This window comes from Psychrobacter sp. NG254, from assembly GCF_015277735.1.
Classification (GTDB): domain Bacteria; phylum Pseudomonadota; class Gammaproteobacteria; order Pseudomonadales; family Moraxellaceae; genus Psychrobacter.
In genome coordinates this window covers 46,978-63,601 of the sequence record NZ_JADHDA010000007.1, presented here as the reverse complement: position 1 = coordinate 63,601, position 16,624 = coordinate 46,978, and the positions used below count along the sequence as shown (strand labels likewise).

Here is a 16,624-nt window from a genome sequence, read left to right as displayed (position 1 = left end):
GCCGCCGAAGAATTGAGGGTGTTTGCAGGTGTAGAAAATGTAAGTGATAAAGAGTGAAGTTAACAAAGAACGAATGACCGCAGAGAATGTAGTCGACTTAATGTAGTGATTGGTAGCGTATGCACGAAGCCGTAAATATCGGAGAGTCAAGAAAGGCGGCGGGGGCATATTTAAACTTAGTAATAATGACTGTTAAATCGTGGGAACGAAAAACCCCCACTTGTAACACGGGGGTAACGAAGGATGGCTGACATGAAAACGACACTTAACTACAGAAAACAGATCTCTGACATAGCATCTAAGCAAGAGCTTACCATTCGCACCGCTAAGGGTGTTGAATTAGTGCCAATCCGTATGCCTGTAGGTACTGAGCAAGTCATTATTGATGCTGTTAACTTTGTTACTTCTGTAGAAACCTTCGGAGAATTTGACCAAGTATTGAACGACACAGAAATGTCAGAAGCCGAAAGGCTAGAACTTGTCAAAGAATTTGTCTTTGAGATAACAACGGTTTTATCTGATATTTTCGGCTCTGATTTCTCAGATGCAACCTATAACGGTAAAGGCATTCACTTTTATAAGTATGGTTTTAGCATTGGCAACAACGATGCCAAGCTCGGCACAATAGCAATAGGTGGTCAAAACAATACGGTACTAATCATGATAACTGGTACTGGCTGCCAATATGCCGATAACTATTGGGAGCATAACCTATACAACTTTTTAAAGTGTGACGCTACTAATCCAAAGCTCACACGCATTGACCTAGCACATGACGACTTTGAAGGCATTTACTCGTCACCTGAAATTGCCGATGAGGCTGACAGTCAAGGTATGTTTGCCCTAACTAATCGTATGCCTACAGTCCAGCATCTAGGCGACTGGAAACGTCCCACTGGTGCGGGTCGTACTCTCCAAGTAGGTAAACGCGAAAACGGCAAGCTATATCGAGGTTATGAGAAAGGCAAAAAGTTTGGTGATGTTGACAGTCTTTGGTTTCGTAGTGAAGTCGAGTTTGGTACTGCGGGCCGTCACCTACCCTTTGAAATGCTTATAGCCCCTACTCAATATTTTGCAGGTGCTTACCCTTTCTGCTTGGAGCTTGTAGAGCACGCAAAAGGTGAAATATTCGACACGGTTAGTCGTGTTCCCTGTACCAAAAAAGAAGCTGAAATCAGTTTAAATAAATCTATTCAGATTTGGAAACATCAAGCGGGTCGTTACATCGCTGCCTATCGTGAATTGTTTGTTAAAAAAGACAGTCAAGGCAATTTAATACCTGATGATACGTTGATCCTTGACCTTCTCCAAACTGAAAAAAAGGATTTTTATCCAAAACGTCTAAGAGTCCATGAAAAGTTTATTAAAAATCCGCCAACATACGCGCCGTGGTCGGACAATCATCAAAAGTGCGCTATACCATTCTAGGAGTATAACCCATGCAACAACGAGTAACGATAACTGGTGCTAAACGCTCTAAAGGCGAAATGGAAGGTCGTCCATACGACAGCACTAAAATTTATGTACAAACCAAAATGAACGTCGATAGCGGCGATATGATGGGCTTTGCTACTACTGAATATAACTGGGGCTTGTCTGATAACTTTGACAAGTTGCTTGGCCTTAAATTCCCTATTCAGGCTGATGTTGATATGGAACTTATCACCTCTGGTAAAAGCTCTAAAATTGTTGTTCTCGAAGTCACTCCGATTACATCACAAATACAAGCTAAGGCTTAAATAATGAATACGGTTTACCAATGTGTCGAGCTTTCAGAGTCTAGCGAGTGCGTCCAATGGCAGGCTGTACCCGATTACGGTGGCTATAAACTCACCAATGAACAGATGATGACCTTTATTTTTTCAATCGCAGCACTTTTCGCCACCGTAGCAGCGATAAAGATTGTCAGACGTACATTTTTTTAAACAAAAGGAATTAACCATGTCAGAAAATCAAATCGTACAAGTAACTGATGCTAAAGCACCAAGCAACGTAACTAAGTTTGCGACTGTAGTGGGTGCAACCACTGCTTACGCTCTCACGTTGTCTAGTGCTCATGCCGAAGCTATCGAAATCCCTGCAATGACTGATATTGTTACCATGATTACTGGTATGGTCGCCGTTGTTGCTTCTGTCGGTATGGCTGTTCTATCTGTTTACGCAACTGGTCGCGTATTCAAATGGGTTAAAGCTGCGTTCTAATGAGCTTCTCGCCCGAATTCGTCCTACAAATAATTGCGATGGTTTGTATCATCGTCGCAATTAGGGACGCGCTCAATTTATAACTAAATCAACCAATAGAATATATAAAGGACTTTTCATGCACATTAACCTACTGTATCGAAAAGTTCTTTATGTGTTTTTATCGTTACTGATCGTCTTTGCAAACACACAAACGGCTTTCGCTGCCTCCTCTTGGTCTGTCACTAGCGCTGTCTCTGCTGGTTCTCGTACCGTTGTCTCTGCCTCAAAAGCTGGTTATAAATCTGCTGTTAACATTGCTCCCACTGCTGGTCGTCTTGCTTTAAAACTTGGTAAAGGTGCTAACTGGGCTGCTCTTGTTTATGCTGCTATACAGCTTGCCCCTGACCTCGCTGATATTGATTCTTTTAGACCTGAATACGCACAAGATAGAGTTGCTTATGATCTTAAACCACAAATTAAAAGAGCTTATGTAACAAGTGCGGGTAAAAGTTATGTAAGCATGGAAGACTCTTGTAAGTATTACATTTCCATTAAGTACCCACGCGCCACTTATAATAAGGTTTCCCAAACTTCTTCAAATTCTTTTTCATGTTATTTTGTTTTAGATGGTTCTATTATTCCCACAAACGGGCAGATACTTGATGAACAAATCCCAGCAAAAACCGAATATATCTCTATCCCTGCTGCTGCTGCTCAAGTTATTAAAAATGCTGATTCCGGTCATGCTTCCTCTAAGTCTGCCACGTTAGAAACTGCGACTGAAATGGTTATCGGTGGTCAATTTGATGCTGATTTATTGTCCGGTGCTGTTCCCACTTCTGATAACAAGCCTCTTGTTCCTTCTGTTCCAATCTCCGGTAATGGTAACGTAACTCACGGTTCTGATATTGGCGTTGGTGATAGTGGTATGTCTGGTGCTAGTCCTGGCGATCAAGCTGATGCTGCAAAAGATGCTGCCGATGCTGCAAAAAAAGCGGGTCAAGCTGCTGTTGATGCTGCAAAAGATGCTGCAAATGCTGCTTCTGATGCTGCTGATGCTGCTGCTGATTTAGTCAATTCGGGTGCTGATACTGCTGCTATAGATGCCGCCAATGCTAAAGCTGCCGCTGCTGAAAAAGCCGCCGCTGATGCCAAAGCTGTTTCTGATGCTGCCGTTGCCGCTGCGAATGATCGCGCTGCTGCTGCTGAACGTGCTGCCGATGCTGCTACACAAGCCGCACAAGCTGCCGCTGATAAAGCTGCCGCTGATGTTGCTGCTGCAAAAGCCTCTGGTGATACTGCTGCACAAGCTGCTGCCGAAGCTGCCAAAGAAGCTGCTGATGCTGCTGTTGCTGCTGCCAAAGAAAAGCAAGCTGCTGCTGAAAAAGCTGCCGAAAAAGCCAAAGCCGAAGCGACAAAGCCTTTTGAACTCCCTGCTTTCTGCTCATGGGCTACGCCTGTGTGTGATTATATGACATGGGTTAAACAGGAATATTCAGGAATGAAAGAGTGGCTAACGCTTGAAGCTGTCGAGTCAGTAGATGACAACGTATCTATAACTGAAACAATAGAGGACGGTTGGCAGGACAAAGTTAATGCTGGTTATGTCTCTTTTCAATCTCAATGTCCTGACAATGTATTGATACCAGTTAGTCTTATGGGTGCGTCTCAAAATCTAAATATCAGTTATGCCCCATTTTGTCATTTTGCCAGTCTGATAAACCCTGCTGTCATATTGGGCGCATGGATTAGCGGCTTACTTATTATCTCAGGTGGTAGAGGTAGAGAATAAATAATGCCGACACAAGCGCAAGGGCAATCTCCGATTGTTTGCGCTGTGTCGGCTAAATAATCGAGGGCTTTACTATGTGGAAAATTATAGCTGGGGCAATTACTAGCACGTTTGGCGGATTGGGTAAGCGTGTTTTGCTTGGTATGGGCTTAGGTTTAGCATCGGGCGCAATCGTTTTTGCTGTCATTAATTACTATGTAAATAAAATTGTTGTTAGTGCTGGTGCGCTTGGTGATATGGCTGCAATTCTACATCTTGCAGGTATGGACGCGGCTGTCTCTATTGTGATCGGTGCTGTCATCGTTCGCGCTACTATCGGAGCGACTAAAATATCACTATCTAGGGCTGCTAAATAATGGCTACGGTTAGCAACGGCCTAATCAAGGGTCAAGGGCTTGTACTGATTACTGGCAAAAAAGGTGCTGGTAAATCGCACTTTGCCACCGCTCAAATAAAGTATATCGTTGATAACTTCCCTGACCACCCTGTCTATGCTGATATTGCTGGTCTGAATATCGAAGGTGTCGAGAAGTCACCAGATGACTGGCAAACGCTTTTAAATGAAGATGGTATCGCTAACGCTACCGTCTTTTATGACGAAGCCCAGTTATTAGAATGGGCTGATAACTCAAATACCAAAATCAGCTCTGATAGTCGTATTAAAAATATGACTATGATACGCCATGCTAACTTAAACATCGTTGTCATGACCCAAGACCCGACCTTCGTACACTCTGCCCTACGTAAACTCGTTGACGTTCATTATCATATTAGTCACCCTTTCAAAGATGGTAAACCCAAAGTTTTCCAGTTCGCTGGCGCAATGAGTACCATTGATGATAAGGGTGCATGGAAAGCTCACGCTGTCGAGTCGTTCACGCATAAGCTAGATAAAGAAACAACCAAACTTTATAAGTCTGTCGAAGATGGTGCTAATCATGACCAAAAGCGCAAGATACCAAAGCGCGTTTTGTATATGATTGGCTTTGTCATCGCTATTATCTTAATTGGTATTCCTGTCGGTATTTGGGGTGTTGGTAAAGTTTACGCCTTTATTGGTGGTGCTGAGGAACGTAGCGAAGAAATGCTAGGTAGTACCAAAGACAATACCGAAACGATAACAAGTGGTGGCAGTGCTGCCAGTGGTTTTAATAACCCTGCTATGGTCAATCCTGATGAGCTTACGCAAGCCCAATTAGATGAGTTATATAAAAAATATCTCAATGATTATACGGTCGAAGTTGGCAAGCATGACCTGATCCGACCTGATAGCATCATGTCAATGAACGGCACTTGTCGGGCTTATAATATGTATGGTGATGGTTTAAATATCACACAAGAGAAATGTTTTGATATGCTCGCCAATCCTGACAATAGACCGCATAAGCGTTCTTCTTCAATGGCTGCAAATAATAATAGTAATACCGCTAGCACAAATAATAATGTCAATGCTAACAATCAAAATACTGATTATGTAAACAACCCACCTCCCCCATTACCAAACAATAGTTAAAATTCCGCCGCAATTTTGCATATAGGAGTTTTAACGATGTTTAGTAAATTATCAGAAGTCATCGAGTATTATCAAGAATATCATCTGACCAAAAACAAGTATCAATATCGAGCGGATAACCTCCGCTTTTTTGATGCCTATAATTTAAAGGATTTAAGGAAAAAAGACGTAAAACAATATGCACAATTTAGGCGTGTCACTGTCTCCAATGCCACCATTAACCGTGAATGTTCTTTTGCTCGTGCTGCGATTAATCGAGTGAATGAAGATTACGAGTTAAAAATTAATAACCCTTTTGAAAATGTTAAATTTATCGAAGATGATTATATTGCTAATTACCTGAATAGGTCACAATATGAAAGGCTTTTAAAGTCTGCATTGGAGACAGACAATAACGATCTACATGATTTTATTGTACTGCTCACTATGACAGGTTGCCGCCCTATTGAGCTATTAACTCTGAAATGGTCAAACGTACACTTAGACAAACATCAATTTATTGTTAGAAATCATTATAGTAAGTCTAAGCGCACCATGTATAAATACTTGAATAATACCGCTTTGATGGTGCTATTGGAGAGACACGAGCAAGCAAAAAGTGATTATGTTTTTGCTAACTGTAAGACTGGCGACAGGGTGAAAAGTTATAGCAAAGGTTTTCAATTATGCAAAAAAAGAGCTGGCGTTAATTGTACTATGTATGATTTGCGCCATACTTACGCGTCATGGCTTATTCAAAAAGGCGTTGGGATTTATACAATTAAGGATTTATTGGGGCATGGTGATATAGAGAGTACGATGCGTTACGCCCATCTTGATTATGCTCAATATGTCGAAGCGGTCGATTTATTAGATTAACAATGTAATTTATTGTAACTGATAATTGTGCTCGGTAGGTCTCCGAAGCCGAGGGTCGTGGGTTCGATTCCCGCCGAGCGCACCAATCATCGTATTACAGCCTTCCCTAACATTACCCCAAATTGCCTATACTTCTCAAACACACTTCAAAAGGTTTGCAGCTTTTCTGTGCCTATATATTTCTAAATCTCTCACCTATAGTCGGTTCAGTATAATTTGGATACAAGGAAGCCGAATGAAAGTACTACAAGTAGTAGACTGAACGAGACTGGCACCTTACACAATTTATAGAGGATTGACTATATAGCAAATTTACTCTGCGTCTTGCAAGTTAGCCATCAGCTGAGCGCGACTGGGTACACGGTGATAATTGATCACAGGCACGTCTCCTAACAGTCTCTGGCCTGAAGCAATCTTTTTATCAATCGTAATCATTGCAATTTTTCTATTTTGCTGGCTAACAAGCAAATGATTCGATTTGCGTGCAACTTTATAATCGGGAAAATACTGCTTTAGTAAGACAAACGTCTTTTGCAAAGCATCATTAGATGTTGTGTTTTTTGACTTGGTGCTACCGTGTTTCTCGCCTGCTTTTGCTTCTCGCGACTTTGCAATAAGCCATAAAGTGACGATAACGGCGAACAATATGACAAGCCACCAAATTCCATCTATCATAAGAAAAAATATCCATTATTTGCAAGGGTTGGCTCATGTTAGCAGAATTATCACCAGCGGTAATAGCAGAAGTAAAATTTGCGGCCACACTATTGGGATCGAAACAGCGTATTTGTATTTTAACTGGTGCGGGCATTTCAGCCGAAAGTGGCATTCCAACGTTTCGCGATAAGCAAACAGGATTATGGGGAAACTATGGTGTGGAGGATTTAGCAACACCTGATGGGTTTGCTCGCGATCCAAAGCTGGTATGGTCTTGGTATCAATGGCGCCGGCAGCTGGTTGCCGATAAATCACCCAATCCTGCCCATTATGCGTTGGCCCAGTGGCAGTACCATGCTCAGTCTTCTAAGCAGCAGATTACTCTCATTACCCAAAACGTCGATAACTTGCATGAGCAAGCTGGTAGTACAGTGACTCATCTGCATGGCCAACTGTCACGCAATCGATGTAGTAGTTGTGAGACGCCCTATCAAGACCAATCAAGCGCTGCCTATGACACCCAAAACGTCTTAAATTTTGATGACACCTTGATTACTTGCTCACACTGCGATGGTTATATCAGACCAGATATTGTTTGGTTTGGAGAGGCACTGCCCGTACAGGCATGGGAGACGGCTGAAACAGCGGCCGCTGGTTGTGAGGTGTTTATCAGTATTGGCACATCAAGCCTCGTTTATCCTGCTGCAGGACTGGCGCAACTGGCCAAACAAAACGGCGCTCATATTATTGAAATAAACCCTGATCCAACCCCCAATAGCATCGTCGATATCACGCTATCACAGAAAGCTGGTATCGTCTTGCCGCTGCTGATAGAAGACATTACGGCTTTATAAGTATGTGTATCAAATAAATAATAAAAAAGACTTAACGATTGATATCAACTGTTAAGCCTTTTCTACTGCAGCGTCGCGGTTGGAGACTTACTGTAATGCAAGATCCACTCTCGCTAAGTAAGCGTCTTTTAGCTCATCGCTGATAAACGCTGATCTAAAAGAATTCTTTACTAGCGTGACGATGTCCTCTTCTGTCATTGGCAGATTTTCGCATAAATTGATAAAGTTCTGATTCACATAACCTTTAAAGTACGCAGGATCATCTGAGTTGACACTGATGTTCAGACCGTAGTCCAAAAGCTCTTTGATATTATGCTCTTTATAAGTATCAAAGACTCTGAGTTCGATATTTGAGTTAGGGCAAACGGTCAGTGGCATCTGCTCATCTTTGAGCCTTTGCATCAGCTCCGGACTCTTTATAGACTGTACACCATGATCGATTCTATTGATGTTCAACAAGTCTAATGCTTCATAGATATACGAAAAGTCAGCTTCTTCACCAGCGTGAGCAACCAACTTAAACCCTTCTTCTTTGGCTTTCTTGAAGACTTCTTTGAATTTCGACGGCGGGTTACCCAATTCTGATGAATCAAGACCAACGCCAATGATGTCGTCTTTGTACGCCAATGCTTGCTCTAAGGTTTCAAACGCCTGTTCTTGTGATAAATGTCTTAGGAAACACATAATGATGCAAGAGGTAATACCATACTTTTCTTTGGCATCGGCGAGTGCTTCTTTGATACCCATGATGACAGCTTCGAAAGGCACGCCTCGGTCAGTATGTGTCTGTGGGTCAAAGAATATCTCTGTATGAATGACATTGTCTTCTACACATTTGAGAATATATTCCCACGTCAAATCATAAAAGTCGCTTTTGGTGAGTAGGACATTTGCGCCTGCATAATAAATATCTAAAAACGTTTGTAGATTGGTGAAATTATACGCATTGCGTACGTCTTCTATGTCTTTGTAAGGAATTTCTACCTTGTTTTTTTTAGCCAATCTGAACATCAGCTCAGGTTCTAAAGAGCCTTCAATGTGCAAGTGTAGTTCAGCTTTTGGTAACTTCTGTATTAAATCAATCATAGTATTCCAATAATAATTTTATCGAGACGAGCACTAGTAAATGTTACATAGCAGGATAATCAAGCTATGCATATATAAGGCGTTATCTGTCCCAGAGGCGCCATTTTAACACTAAAAGCATATCGCCTAAAACAAAACCCTTTGACTGCATAGATAACCTGTTTATAGAAGTAGCTTTCTTAATAAAACCGTACAAAGCACAAACTACTTTAAAAATACTACCGTATCAGACAACTCATTGCCGGCTGGGTCATGCTCAAGATGATAGTATTGACGCAACACCTGCCCAATTTCGTCTAGCAGTTCAGCCAAGCTTGCTTCTGTTTTTTTATTGGCAATACCTGATACTGCTTTTTCGCTCATGGCGCGCCAGACAGTTGGGCTCACATGGTTACTGATGCCGCGGTCAGCAACTATTTCTAGTTGATGCTCGCAGATATTGACATAAACCAAGACACCTGTATTTTCTTCAGTGTCCCAAACTCGGTATTCACTAAACAAATCAACGGCGCGCTCGCGGCAATCCATCTGATAGGCGTCTTGAATAGGCAGGTGGTTTTCTACAATCAAAAACACCTCGCCGCGATGTCCAAGCTCAGCACGGGTCACCTCGTCTGTCAGGCGAGCTCTAGCATCTGCTGTCAGCCACTTGCTATGCAATAAAGGCACGAATAAGACCTGACGCCACCAGCGGGCAAAACTGGTTTTTGGAGCATTGTTTTCTGACATTTAATTATTTCCTCACAGACATCGTTTTTGCAGGTTGTTTGCGTGTGTTTTACTGCGGCTTCATTTGCTTGGTTTTTACTAACCAATTTTTAATAGCTACTTACCATGAGCCGCCAGCACCGCCGCCACCGAAACCTCCACCGCCGCCACCAAAGCCGCCGCCTCCGAAACCACCACCGCCAAAGCCGCCACCACTTCCGCCGCCCATACCGGGTAAGAAAATCATACCGCCGCGTCGTTTACCGCCTTTACCGCCGCCACCTTTGCCACCGCCACCGCCGCGTGAGATCAAAAACAGCCATATAAATATTGCCATAATCAACGTCATAAAGAACCCGCCGCCCAGTGCCAAAGAGCCAGCAAAAAACCCACCTGCGGTAATAATAGAACCAAACACTCGGCCTAAGATGTTGGTAATAAAACTACCAAAAATCATCGCCATGATAAATAAGAAAATAGGTGATGGTAGCTCATCTGAGCCTTGTTGTGCCGTGCGCTCTGCAGCTTGCGCATCAGCACGCGCCAACACTTCAGGATCAGCAGTTAGGCGCGTTTTGAGTGCATCGACACCAGCGATTATCCCCGCGCCATAGTCATTTTTTTTAAATAGTGGCGTGATATCTTCACGAATAATACGGTTGACCACCGCATCTGGTAGCACACCTTCTAATCCGTAGCCGGTTAGGATATACATTTCGCGATCGTTGACAGCGACGACGACCAATAATCCGTCATCGATTGCTTTATCACCCAATTCCCATTTCTCAGCGACCTGCAACGCATAGTCAAAAATTGGTACGCCATTGGTGGTTGGGACGATGACAACGGCTGCTTGCGCTAAACCTTGCTGATAGATACTTCTGAGCTGTGTCTCTAGACGTAGCTTTTCTTGCGGATTTAAGATATTGGCCTGATCAACGACGGGCTCGTTGAGTATCAGCTTGTCGGCAGCGACACTCTCAGCACTGGATCTGATTGGTGGCTGAGCGGTTGTTTTTGAACCAGCGGTTGCTTCGTCACTGACACCGCTTTGATTGATAGCATCGTTACCCAGTACTGCCTCATTAATGGCCTCATTATTCAACACCGCATCATTGATCGCCTCGTTGGACTCTCCTGCTTTGGCAATCGCCACCAAGTCTTCGACACTACGGTTTTGTAGATTCGAGGCATTGTCTATCGCCACAGCAATATCATTACCATCTCCATTAGGCGCAGCATGCAGCACTGACGCGCCACTAACGCTCAGTGTGAACAGTAATGCTGATAAGATTGCTTTTGAATGATTCATCTACTCTCTACCACCTCAAATGACACGTTTACAAATTAATGGACATTAACCAACCGTCATTACGTTATCAGCTAAATAAACAGAACGGTATAGACCGCTCTATTTTTGTATATCCCTAACACGCTTTACTTTGCCGCTTCTTTAGAATCACCAAAATCAACGCTAGGTGCAGTAGAGATGGCTTGTTCATTCTCTACCGTAAAGTTGGGCTTGGTATCTAAACCAAATACTTTTGCGGTGATGTTGGTCGGGAACTGGCGTACCGTTGTATTGTAGCCTTGCACTTCTTGAATATAGCGATTGCGTGCTACTGCAATACGGTTTTCAGTGCCTTCTAACTGCGCCTGTAAGTCTTGAAATAGCGCATCCGATTTTAGTTCAGGATAACGCTCAGACACAGCCATTAGACGTGATAATGCGCCTGTCATTTGACCCTGAGCTTCGGCATAACGCTCCATCGCCTCTGGGTCATTGAGCAATTCAGGCGTCACAGTGATGCCGCCCGCACGTGAACGCGCTTCAGCCACTTGAGTGAAGACTTCTTGTTCTTGGTCAGCGTACTGCTGCACGACTTTGACCAAGTTTGGCACCAAGTCAGAGCGGCGTTGATATTGGTTAACGACCTCTGACCACGAAGCTGTCACTTGCTCATCCTGTGCCTGAAGATTGTTGTAGCCACAACCGCTCAGACCAACGGTAGACGTTGCTAATACTGCTGCGAGTAAAATAGGTTTTACAATTGATTGACGCGTCATCGTTAACTCTCCTAATAATGATAAATCACAAATATCTGGGAATACATTTTTAATCGTTTTTGAATTTGTCTCGTAGTATATATTTAGCATTCATCTAACTGTCATGTACGCTCTATACTTTAGATAGAAATGCACATCTTTGGTTACCATTCAAAGACTGCTGTCTATATAGCTATTCCTAATATTATAGTGAGACGCTATAGCCGACTATTTATCCTGCTAATAATGCCGACATAATCTCATGTTTACAATTGAACATTACCAAAAAACAACCTCAACCGCTCTAACAATAACGCATCTCTACTACGATAGATATGGAACAAAAATAAGACTTACTCACACAGCTGTACCAAATGTTGTGTAATCACAAACAATTAATCATAGGTTTGGCGCATCTTACTCAAGTATCTGCAAAATTAAATACGAATATATCGACCGTCTATAAAGAAAATTCTAGTAATTAGTATAAAAATATGGCAAATTGCAGTTACGTAGCCGTACGGTTTGAATACATTTGGTAGTGGACTTATAGTTTGATTAGTATTAGCGAATGGCTGATTTAGATATAAAAACCTCAATTAGTGCTCAATTACTCGCCAATATCGTCAATACGCCCTACCAGTAGTGTAGTCAATCGGAACAGCTCATAGCAAATTGAATACCATCATGATGCGTATTCAATCATATAACCGCCTGTTTTGTCCGCGGGTTAACTTATGACTCATCTCATTCATCACACGATGATAGGATACGGCAGTGACAGAGGTTGCAATACAAATATAAATGCAGCTGATATTAATGTTGTGAGTGATATACGCTATGTAGATAGTTACTATCACGGATGAGCCAAGCGGATCACTACAGAAAATTACAGTCCATTCTTGGTGGCAAAGCACGCGTAAGGCTTCATTCATATGTAAGTCGGTGCAGATAATTTAACTGCTTAACTTAAATAAGTAAGTTAACCAGTTAGCTTACTCCTAGCAGACAGCGCCACCTTGAGACAGTACTAGGAATATAAATATGGAAGGTTTAGTTAACTTAGTAAACGGAATTATCTGGAGCCCAGCACTGATTTATCTCTGCTTGGGCGCCGGTCTGTTCTATTCCATTATGACGCGCTTTGTACAAGTACGTCTGTTCGGTGAGATGATCAAACTACTATTCACTGGTAAATCTAGTGCACAAGGTATTTCATCATTTCAGGCACTAGCCGTTTCCCTCGCAGGGCGTGTGGGTATGGGTAACATCGCTGGGGTAGCTGCGGCTATCGGCTTCGGTGGCCCAGGTGCGGTATTTTGGATGTGGGTTGTGGCCTTCTTGGGCGCATCTACTGCTTATGTCGAGTCTACCCTTGCACAGATCTACAAAGAAAAAGATGTGATCACTGGCGAATATCGCGGTGGCCCAGCTTATTACTTTGAGCGTGCCCTTGGTCAAAAGTGGTACGGCATCCTCTTCGCAATCGCTTCTATTTTATCCTGTGGTATGTTCTTACCGGGTGTACAGGCGAACGGTGTTATCAGTGCATTTGCACAGGTAATGGGCGAAGGTACGATCATGAACGTAGCAGGCCTAGAAGTTGGCTCTATGCGTTTGGTCGGTTTGGCTATCATCTTAGTAGTACTAGGTATCATCATTTTCGGTGGCATCAAACGTATTGCAACCTTTACTGAATTTGCCGTTCCGTTTATGGCAATCGGTTATATTGCTTTAGCCTTGATTATCATGTTCAGTAACTTTAGCTTGATTCCAGATGTATTTGGTATGATCGTTGGTGATGCATTCACTGCACAAGCAGGTTTTGGTGCGGCGATCGGTTGGGGTGTGAAACGTGGTATTTACTCTAACGAAGCAGGTCAAGGTACAGGTCCTCACGCTGCTGCTGCTGCTGAAGTTGAGCATCCATCACAGCAAGGTCTAGTACAGGCATTCTCAGTATATGTTGATACATTACTGGTATGTTCTGCGACTGCATTCATGATTTTATCTACTGGCATGTACAACATCCAAGGTACATTACCAGATGGTCAGTTCATCGTGCAGAACGTTGCCGCTGCTACTGAAATCAATGCTCCTGCCTTTACGCAAATGGCAATGGAATCTGTATACGGTACGTTTGGTAATGTGTTTATCGCCATCGCTGTATTCTTCTTTGCCTTTACAACCATTTTGGCTTACTACTACATCGCTGAAGTAAACGTGGCTTACTTGACACGCTTCCTCGGTCGCGGTGCAAACAAAACTGGTCTATTCTTAGTCAAGATCCTAATCATGGTAATGGTTGCCTATGGTGGCTTGAATTCAGCTGGTTATGTTTGGGCAATCGGTGATATCGGTGTTGGCCTGATGGCTTGGTTGAACATCGTTGGTATCCTCATCATCTTTGTCGTGGCACGTCCAACGCTTACTATGCTTAAAGATTATGAAGCACAGCGTAAAGCTGGTGTGACACGCTACAGTTTTGATCCTGCCAAGTTTGGTATCAAAAACGCCCCTTATTGGGAGGAGCGTCACTTAGAAGAGCAAAAAAGAATGAATGCAGATCCACTACGTAAAGACAATGTCTAATACTCTTTAATGTAGTGCTACTAAAGTACTAACCACTAAGTAAAAAAAGCCCGAGACCATAGTCTCGGGCTTTTTTATTTATATATTTTTAATGAGTTAGATCCAAACGAAGACAGCCAAAATATAATAAATTAAATCATCCGTTTAGATAGATACCTACTCTTCTACTTATATAGTCGATTCAATATAATTTGGACATAAGGAAGTCAAGTGATAGTACTACAGACAGTAGACTAAGCAGGACTGACACTATATCGAATTTATAGAGGATTGACGACAAATAGTATTTAGGCACAAAAAAGCCCAGCTAAAAGCTAGGCCTTTTCGATATCATTGATAAAGTATAAACAAATAAGTTAAAAACTTACTCAGGCATTAATACCGCATCGATAGTGTGAACCACACCATTGGTTGCCATAATGTCAGTACCTGTGATGTTAGCTGTGTTACCAGTCGCATCAGTAATAACATTGGCATCGCTAATATTGATTGTTTTGCCATTAGCTGTTTCGATATCAGTACCATAAGGGATATCAGCTGCTTTCACTTCCATTGGCACGACATGGTAAGGAAGTACTTTTTTCAACAAATCAGTATTTGCTAATAGCTCTTCTTTAGTCACACCCAATTTTTCTAACACAGGAGCAAATGCATCATCCGTTGGTGCAAAAACAGTGTACTTAGTATCTTCCATTAGCATGGTGTCTAGACCAGCTGCTTTTAATGCTGCTGTTAGAATGGTTAAGTTTTCGTTGCCTGCAGCGATTTCAGCGATCGTTTGCGTGGCTTCCATGTTCATATCATCAGCCATAGGTTCAGCTTCAGCCATCGGCTCTACTTCAGCTGCTGGTTCTACAGCCATCTCTTCAGTGGTTACTTCAGGCTCAGCAGTCTCTGTGGCTGCTTCTTTGTCACTACAAGCTGCCAATGACATAGCTGCAGTTACTACGGCGATAGATAACAAGTTTTTCTTTAACATAGGTACTTCCTTATGGATAATGGATTAAATTCTGTGATTAACAAACGTTTATCTTTCATTAATGTCTGTTGATAAAGATAACAGTGACTGATATCTCGTAGATATTATCGACTACTGATTATCTAGTCCTGAGATCAAATTCGTCATGTCGATACATACAATACTAACGGTTTAATTTTTAATTGGTATTTACTTAGGTAGCAACACTGTATCAATCACGTATATGCTGTTGTTTACTTTTATTTGCTATATTATCTATTCAGCAAATAACTGCTGTGCCAAGTACGACACTGTCTAACGTCGTCTGATATGGTCTGGCATACCAAAAATAAGTACTACTAGCCTGATATTTATTCTGTGATACAAAACTAAAACAACCACTATCTGCCTATTTATTTATTACAGATAGTGGCTGCTCTATTCAAAACTTTATATTGTCGTACTTACGCTTTCAAAAATTTAAGAAATCAAATCATTGCGTGTAAGACCATTGTGTCTAATATTATTGCATTTACTTAGGCATCAATACTTTATCGATGACATGCACCACACCATTGTTCGCAGCGATGTCAGTCTTTAAGATATTGGCTATACGGCCGTTCTCATCCATCAATTTACCGTCTTTGGTAACTGTTAATGTATCTTTACTGGCGGTCATCACATTGCCTGGCTTCACATCTTTTGCATACATTGCCATATCACCAGCTACGACGTGTGAGCCCAAAATTTTGGTCAATAATGGCTTGTTTGCAAATAGCTGTGCTTTGGTCATTCCAGTTTCTTTCAAGGCTTGCATAAAGGCATCATTCGTCGGTGCAAACACAGTGTAGTGAGCGTTTGGATCAGACAACATACCTGCTAGACCGGCTGCTTGTACTGCCTCTACCAATACTGAGAACTCAGGATTGCTTTGCGCCACTTGTACCACATTCATTTTTGCCATAGATTGGCTATGCATTGGCGCTTTCATGTCTGCGCTTTTGCTTGGCATCATATTATTACAAGCGCTTAAGCCTGCGATTGACAGAGCAAGTGTACCGATAGTAGCGATTTTGGTAAGTTTCATAACATTTTCCTTAATGATTGATTATTTTTCACTGTACTATTCAATTTAGATTACTCAATTGATCACAGTTTAGAGTGTCTTTCTTTATAAGTGGTTTATGATAAGCAGCTCATCACAACTAGCACGCGGTATAAACATTCATCATATGAAAAACCTCATATGACTGAAACATGCATTTATAAGCAGTGCTTACGAAAAATCTATCTTTCTGAAATTAAATTAACATGTCTGAAAACTTTATCAATCTGCCTTTACGCAACTTTTTGTAGTAGCGATGTAAACTGTGTCT

Annotated in this window: 17 protein-coding genes; 10 read left to right on the top strand and 7 right to left on the bottom strand. The window is 42.1% G+C overall.

Features of this window, described 5'->3' with window-relative positions:
* The first annotated feature begins 252 nt into the window (after window positions 1-252).
* The 8 genes from IP510_RS12230 to IP510_RS12195 all read left to right on the top strand — a co-directional run bounded on the left by IP510_RS12230 (window position 253) and on the right by IP510_RS12195 (window position 6,347).
* On the top strand, window positions 253-1,428 hold the full coding sequence (locus IP510_RS12230) for a replication initiation factor domain-containing protein (RefSeq protein ID WP_194365135.1): 1,176 nt from the start codon (window positions 253-255) through the stop codon (window positions 1,426-1,428).
* Window positions 1,429-1,439: 11 nt separating this feature from the next.
* Window positions 1,440-1,739, top strand: coding sequence for a hypothetical protein (locus IP510_RS12225; RefSeq protein ID WP_194365134.1), 300 nt, complete (start codon window positions 1,440-1,442; stop codon window positions 1,737-1,739).
* A gap of 3 nt (window positions 1,740-1,742) precedes the next feature.
* Entirely contained in the window at window positions 1,743-1,925 is a 183-nt protein-coding gene (locus IP510_RS12220) for a hypothetical protein (protein WP_194365133.1), read from the top strand.
* A gap of 16 nt (window positions 1,926-1,941) precedes the next feature.
* Window positions 1,942-2,202, top strand: a complete 261-nt coding sequence (locus IP510_RS12215; RefSeq protein WP_194365132.1) for a major capsid protein — start codon at window positions 1,942-1,944, stop codon at window positions 2,200-2,202.
* Between the two features lie 118 nt (window positions 2,203-2,320).
* Window positions 2,321-3,976 carry a virulence factor TspB C-terminal domain-related protein gene (locus IP510_RS12210; protein WP_194365131.1) on the top strand — a complete coding sequence of 552 codons (1,656 nt, stop codon included), beginning with the start codon at window positions 2,321-2,323 and terminating at the stop codon, window positions 3,974-3,976.
* A 74-nt stretch (window positions 3,977-4,050) separates the two neighbouring features.
* Window positions 4,051-4,332 carry a DUF2523 family protein gene (locus IP510_RS12205; protein WP_194365130.1) on the top strand — a complete coding sequence of 94 codons (282 nt, stop codon included), beginning with the start codon at window positions 4,051-4,053 and terminating at the stop codon, window positions 4,330-4,332.
* Window positions 4,332-5,489, top strand: coding sequence for a zonular occludens toxin domain-containing protein (locus IP510_RS12200; RefSeq protein ID WP_194365129.1), 1,158 nt, complete (start codon window positions 4,332-4,334; stop codon window positions 5,487-5,489). Before IP510_RS12205 ends, IP510_RS12200 begins: the two co-directional genes overlap by 1 nt.
* Window positions 5,490-5,525: 36 nt before the next feature.
* Window positions 5,526-6,347: a tyrosine-type recombinase/integrase gene (locus IP510_RS12195; protein WP_194365128.1), complete on the top strand. Its 822-nt coding sequence runs from the start codon at window positions 5,526-5,528 to the stop codon at window positions 6,345-6,347.
* A gap of 312 nt (window positions 6,348-6,659) precedes the next feature.
* Here the strand turns inward: IP510_RS12195 and IP510_RS12190 are convergent, their stop codons facing one another.
* Window positions 6,660-7,022 (bottom strand): hypothetical protein, encoded by a 363-nt coding sequence (locus IP510_RS12190; RefSeq protein WP_194365127.1) that lies wholly within the window; start codon window positions 7,020-7,022, stop codon window positions 6,660-6,662.
* Window positions 7,023-7,057: 35 nt separating this feature from the next.
* Here IP510_RS12190 and IP510_RS12185 point away from each other — a divergent pair, with 35 nt between their 5' ends.
* Window positions 7,058-7,858: an SIR2 family NAD-dependent protein deacylase gene (locus tag IP510_RS12185; protein WP_194365126.1), complete on the top strand. Its 801-nt coding sequence runs from the start codon at window positions 7,058-7,060 to the stop codon at window positions 7,856-7,858.
* 87 nt (window positions 7,859-7,945) lie between these two features.
* Here the strand turns inward: IP510_RS12185 and IP510_RS12180 are convergent, their stop codons facing one another.
* The 4 genes from IP510_RS12180 to IP510_RS12165 form a co-directional block, all read right to left on the bottom strand.
* Window positions 7,946-8,944, bottom strand: a complete 999-nt coding sequence (locus tag IP510_RS12180; protein WP_194365125.1) for an adenosine deaminase — start codon at window positions 8,942-8,944, stop codon at window positions 7,946-7,948.
* A gap of 204 nt (window positions 8,945-9,148) precedes the next feature.
* On the bottom strand, window positions 9,149-9,673 hold the full coding sequence (locus tag IP510_RS12175) for a TPM domain-containing protein (RefSeq protein ID WP_194365124.1): 525 nt from the start codon (window positions 9,671-9,673) through the stop codon (window positions 9,149-9,151).
* 100 nt (window positions 9,674-9,773) lie between these two features.
* Window positions 9,774-10,964, bottom strand: coding sequence for a TPM domain-containing protein (locus tag IP510_RS12170; protein ID WP_194365123.1), 1,191 nt, complete (start codon window positions 10,962-10,964; stop codon window positions 9,774-9,776).
* Window positions 10,965-11,089: 125 nt separating this feature from the next.
* The gene (locus IP510_RS12165) at window positions 11,090-11,719 is read right to left on the bottom strand and encodes a LemA family protein (RefSeq protein ID WP_194365122.1); all 630 of its coding nucleotides are present in this window, start codon (window positions 11,717-11,719) and stop codon (window positions 11,090-11,092) included.
* 1,023 nt (window positions 11,720-12,742) lie between these two features.
* Here IP510_RS12165 and IP510_RS12160 point away from each other — a divergent pair.
* A complete protein-coding gene (locus IP510_RS12160; protein WP_194365121.1) occupies window positions 12,743-14,290 on the top strand; it encodes an alanine/glycine:cation symporter family protein in 1,548 nt (515 codons plus the stop codon).
* A gap of 364 nt (window positions 14,291-14,654) precedes the next feature.
* Here IP510_RS12160 and IP510_RS12155 read toward each other — a convergent pair whose 3' ends face one another.
* A complete protein-coding gene (locus IP510_RS12155) occupies window positions 14,655-15,269 on the bottom strand; it encodes a fasciclin domain-containing protein (RefSeq protein WP_194365120.1) in 615 nt (204 codons plus the stop codon).
* A 511-nt stretch (window positions 15,270-15,780) separates the two neighbouring features.
* Window positions 15,781-16,335, bottom strand: coding sequence for a fasciclin domain-containing protein (locus tag IP510_RS12150; RefSeq protein ID WP_194365119.1), 555 nt, complete (start codon window positions 16,333-16,335; stop codon window positions 15,781-15,783).
* Window positions 16,336-16,624: the final 289 nt, after the last annotated feature.

What these genes read in the sequence shown, in the direction of transcription:
- IP510_RS12210 (WP_194365131.1), top strand. Translation starts at nt 2,321, where the DNA reads ATGCACATTAACCTACTGTATCGAAAAGTTCTTTATGTGTTTTTATCG.
- IP510_RS12155 (WP_194365120.1), bottom strand. Translation starts at nt 15,269, where the DNA reads ATGTTAAAGAAAAACTTGTTATCTATCGCCGTAGTAACTGCAGCTATG.
- IP510_RS12185 (WP_194365126.1), top strand. Translation starts at nt 7,058, where the DNA reads ATGTTAGCAGAATTATCACCAGCGGTAATAGCAGAAGTAAAATTTGCG.
- IP510_RS12175 (WP_194365124.1), bottom strand. Translation starts at nt 9,673, where the DNA reads ATGTCAGAAAACAATGCTCCAAAAACCAGTTTTGCCCGCTGGTGGCGT.
- IP510_RS12215 (WP_194365132.1), top strand. Translation starts at nt 1,942, where the DNA reads ATGTCAGAAAATCAAATCGTACAAGTAACTGATGCTAAAGCACCAAGC.
- IP510_RS12200 (WP_194365129.1), top strand. Translation starts at nt 4,332, where the DNA reads ATGGCTACGGTTAGCAACGGCCTAATCAAGGGTCAAGGGCTTGTACTG.
- IP510_RS12170 (WP_194365123.1), bottom strand. Translation starts at nt 10,964, where the DNA reads ATGAATCATTCAAAAGCAATCTTATCAGCATTACTGTTCACACTGAGC.
- IP510_RS12205 (WP_194365130.1), top strand. Translation starts at nt 4,051, where the DNA reads ATGTGGAAAATTATAGCTGGGGCAATTACTAGCACGTTTGGCGGATTG.
- IP510_RS12230 (WP_194365135.1), top strand. Translation starts at nt 253, where the DNA reads ATGAAAACGACACTTAACTACAGAAAACAGATCTCTGACATAGCATCT.
- IP510_RS12165 (WP_194365122.1), bottom strand. Translation starts at nt 11,719, where the DNA reads ATGACGCGTCAATCAATTGTAAAACCTATTTTACTCGCAGCAGTATTA.
- IP510_RS12180 (WP_194365125.1), bottom strand. Translation starts at nt 8,944, where the DNA reads ATGATTGATTTAATACAGAAGTTACCAAAAGCTGAACTACACTTGCAC.
- IP510_RS12160 (WP_194365121.1), top strand. Translation starts at nt 12,743, where the DNA reads ATGGAAGGTTTAGTTAACTTAGTAAACGGAATTATCTGGAGCCCAGCA.
- IP510_RS12220 (WP_194365133.1), top strand. Translation starts at nt 1,743, where the DNA reads ATGAATACGGTTTACCAATGTGTCGAGCTTTCAGAGTCTAGCGAGTGC.
- IP510_RS12150 (WP_194365119.1), bottom strand. Translation starts at nt 16,335, where the DNA reads ATGAAACTTACCAAAATCGCTACTATCGGTACACTTGCTCTGTCAATC.
- IP510_RS12225 (WP_194365134.1), top strand. Translation starts at nt 1,440, where the DNA reads ATGCAACAACGAGTAACGATAACTGGTGCTAAACGCTCTAAAGGCGAA.
- IP510_RS12190 (WP_194365127.1), bottom strand. Translation starts at nt 7,022, where the DNA reads ATGATAGATGGAATTTGGTGGCTTGTCATATTGTTCGCCGTTATCGTC.
- IP510_RS12195 (WP_194365128.1), top strand. Translation starts at nt 5,526, where the DNA reads ATGTTTAGTAAATTATCAGAAGTCATCGAGTATTATCAAGAATATCAT.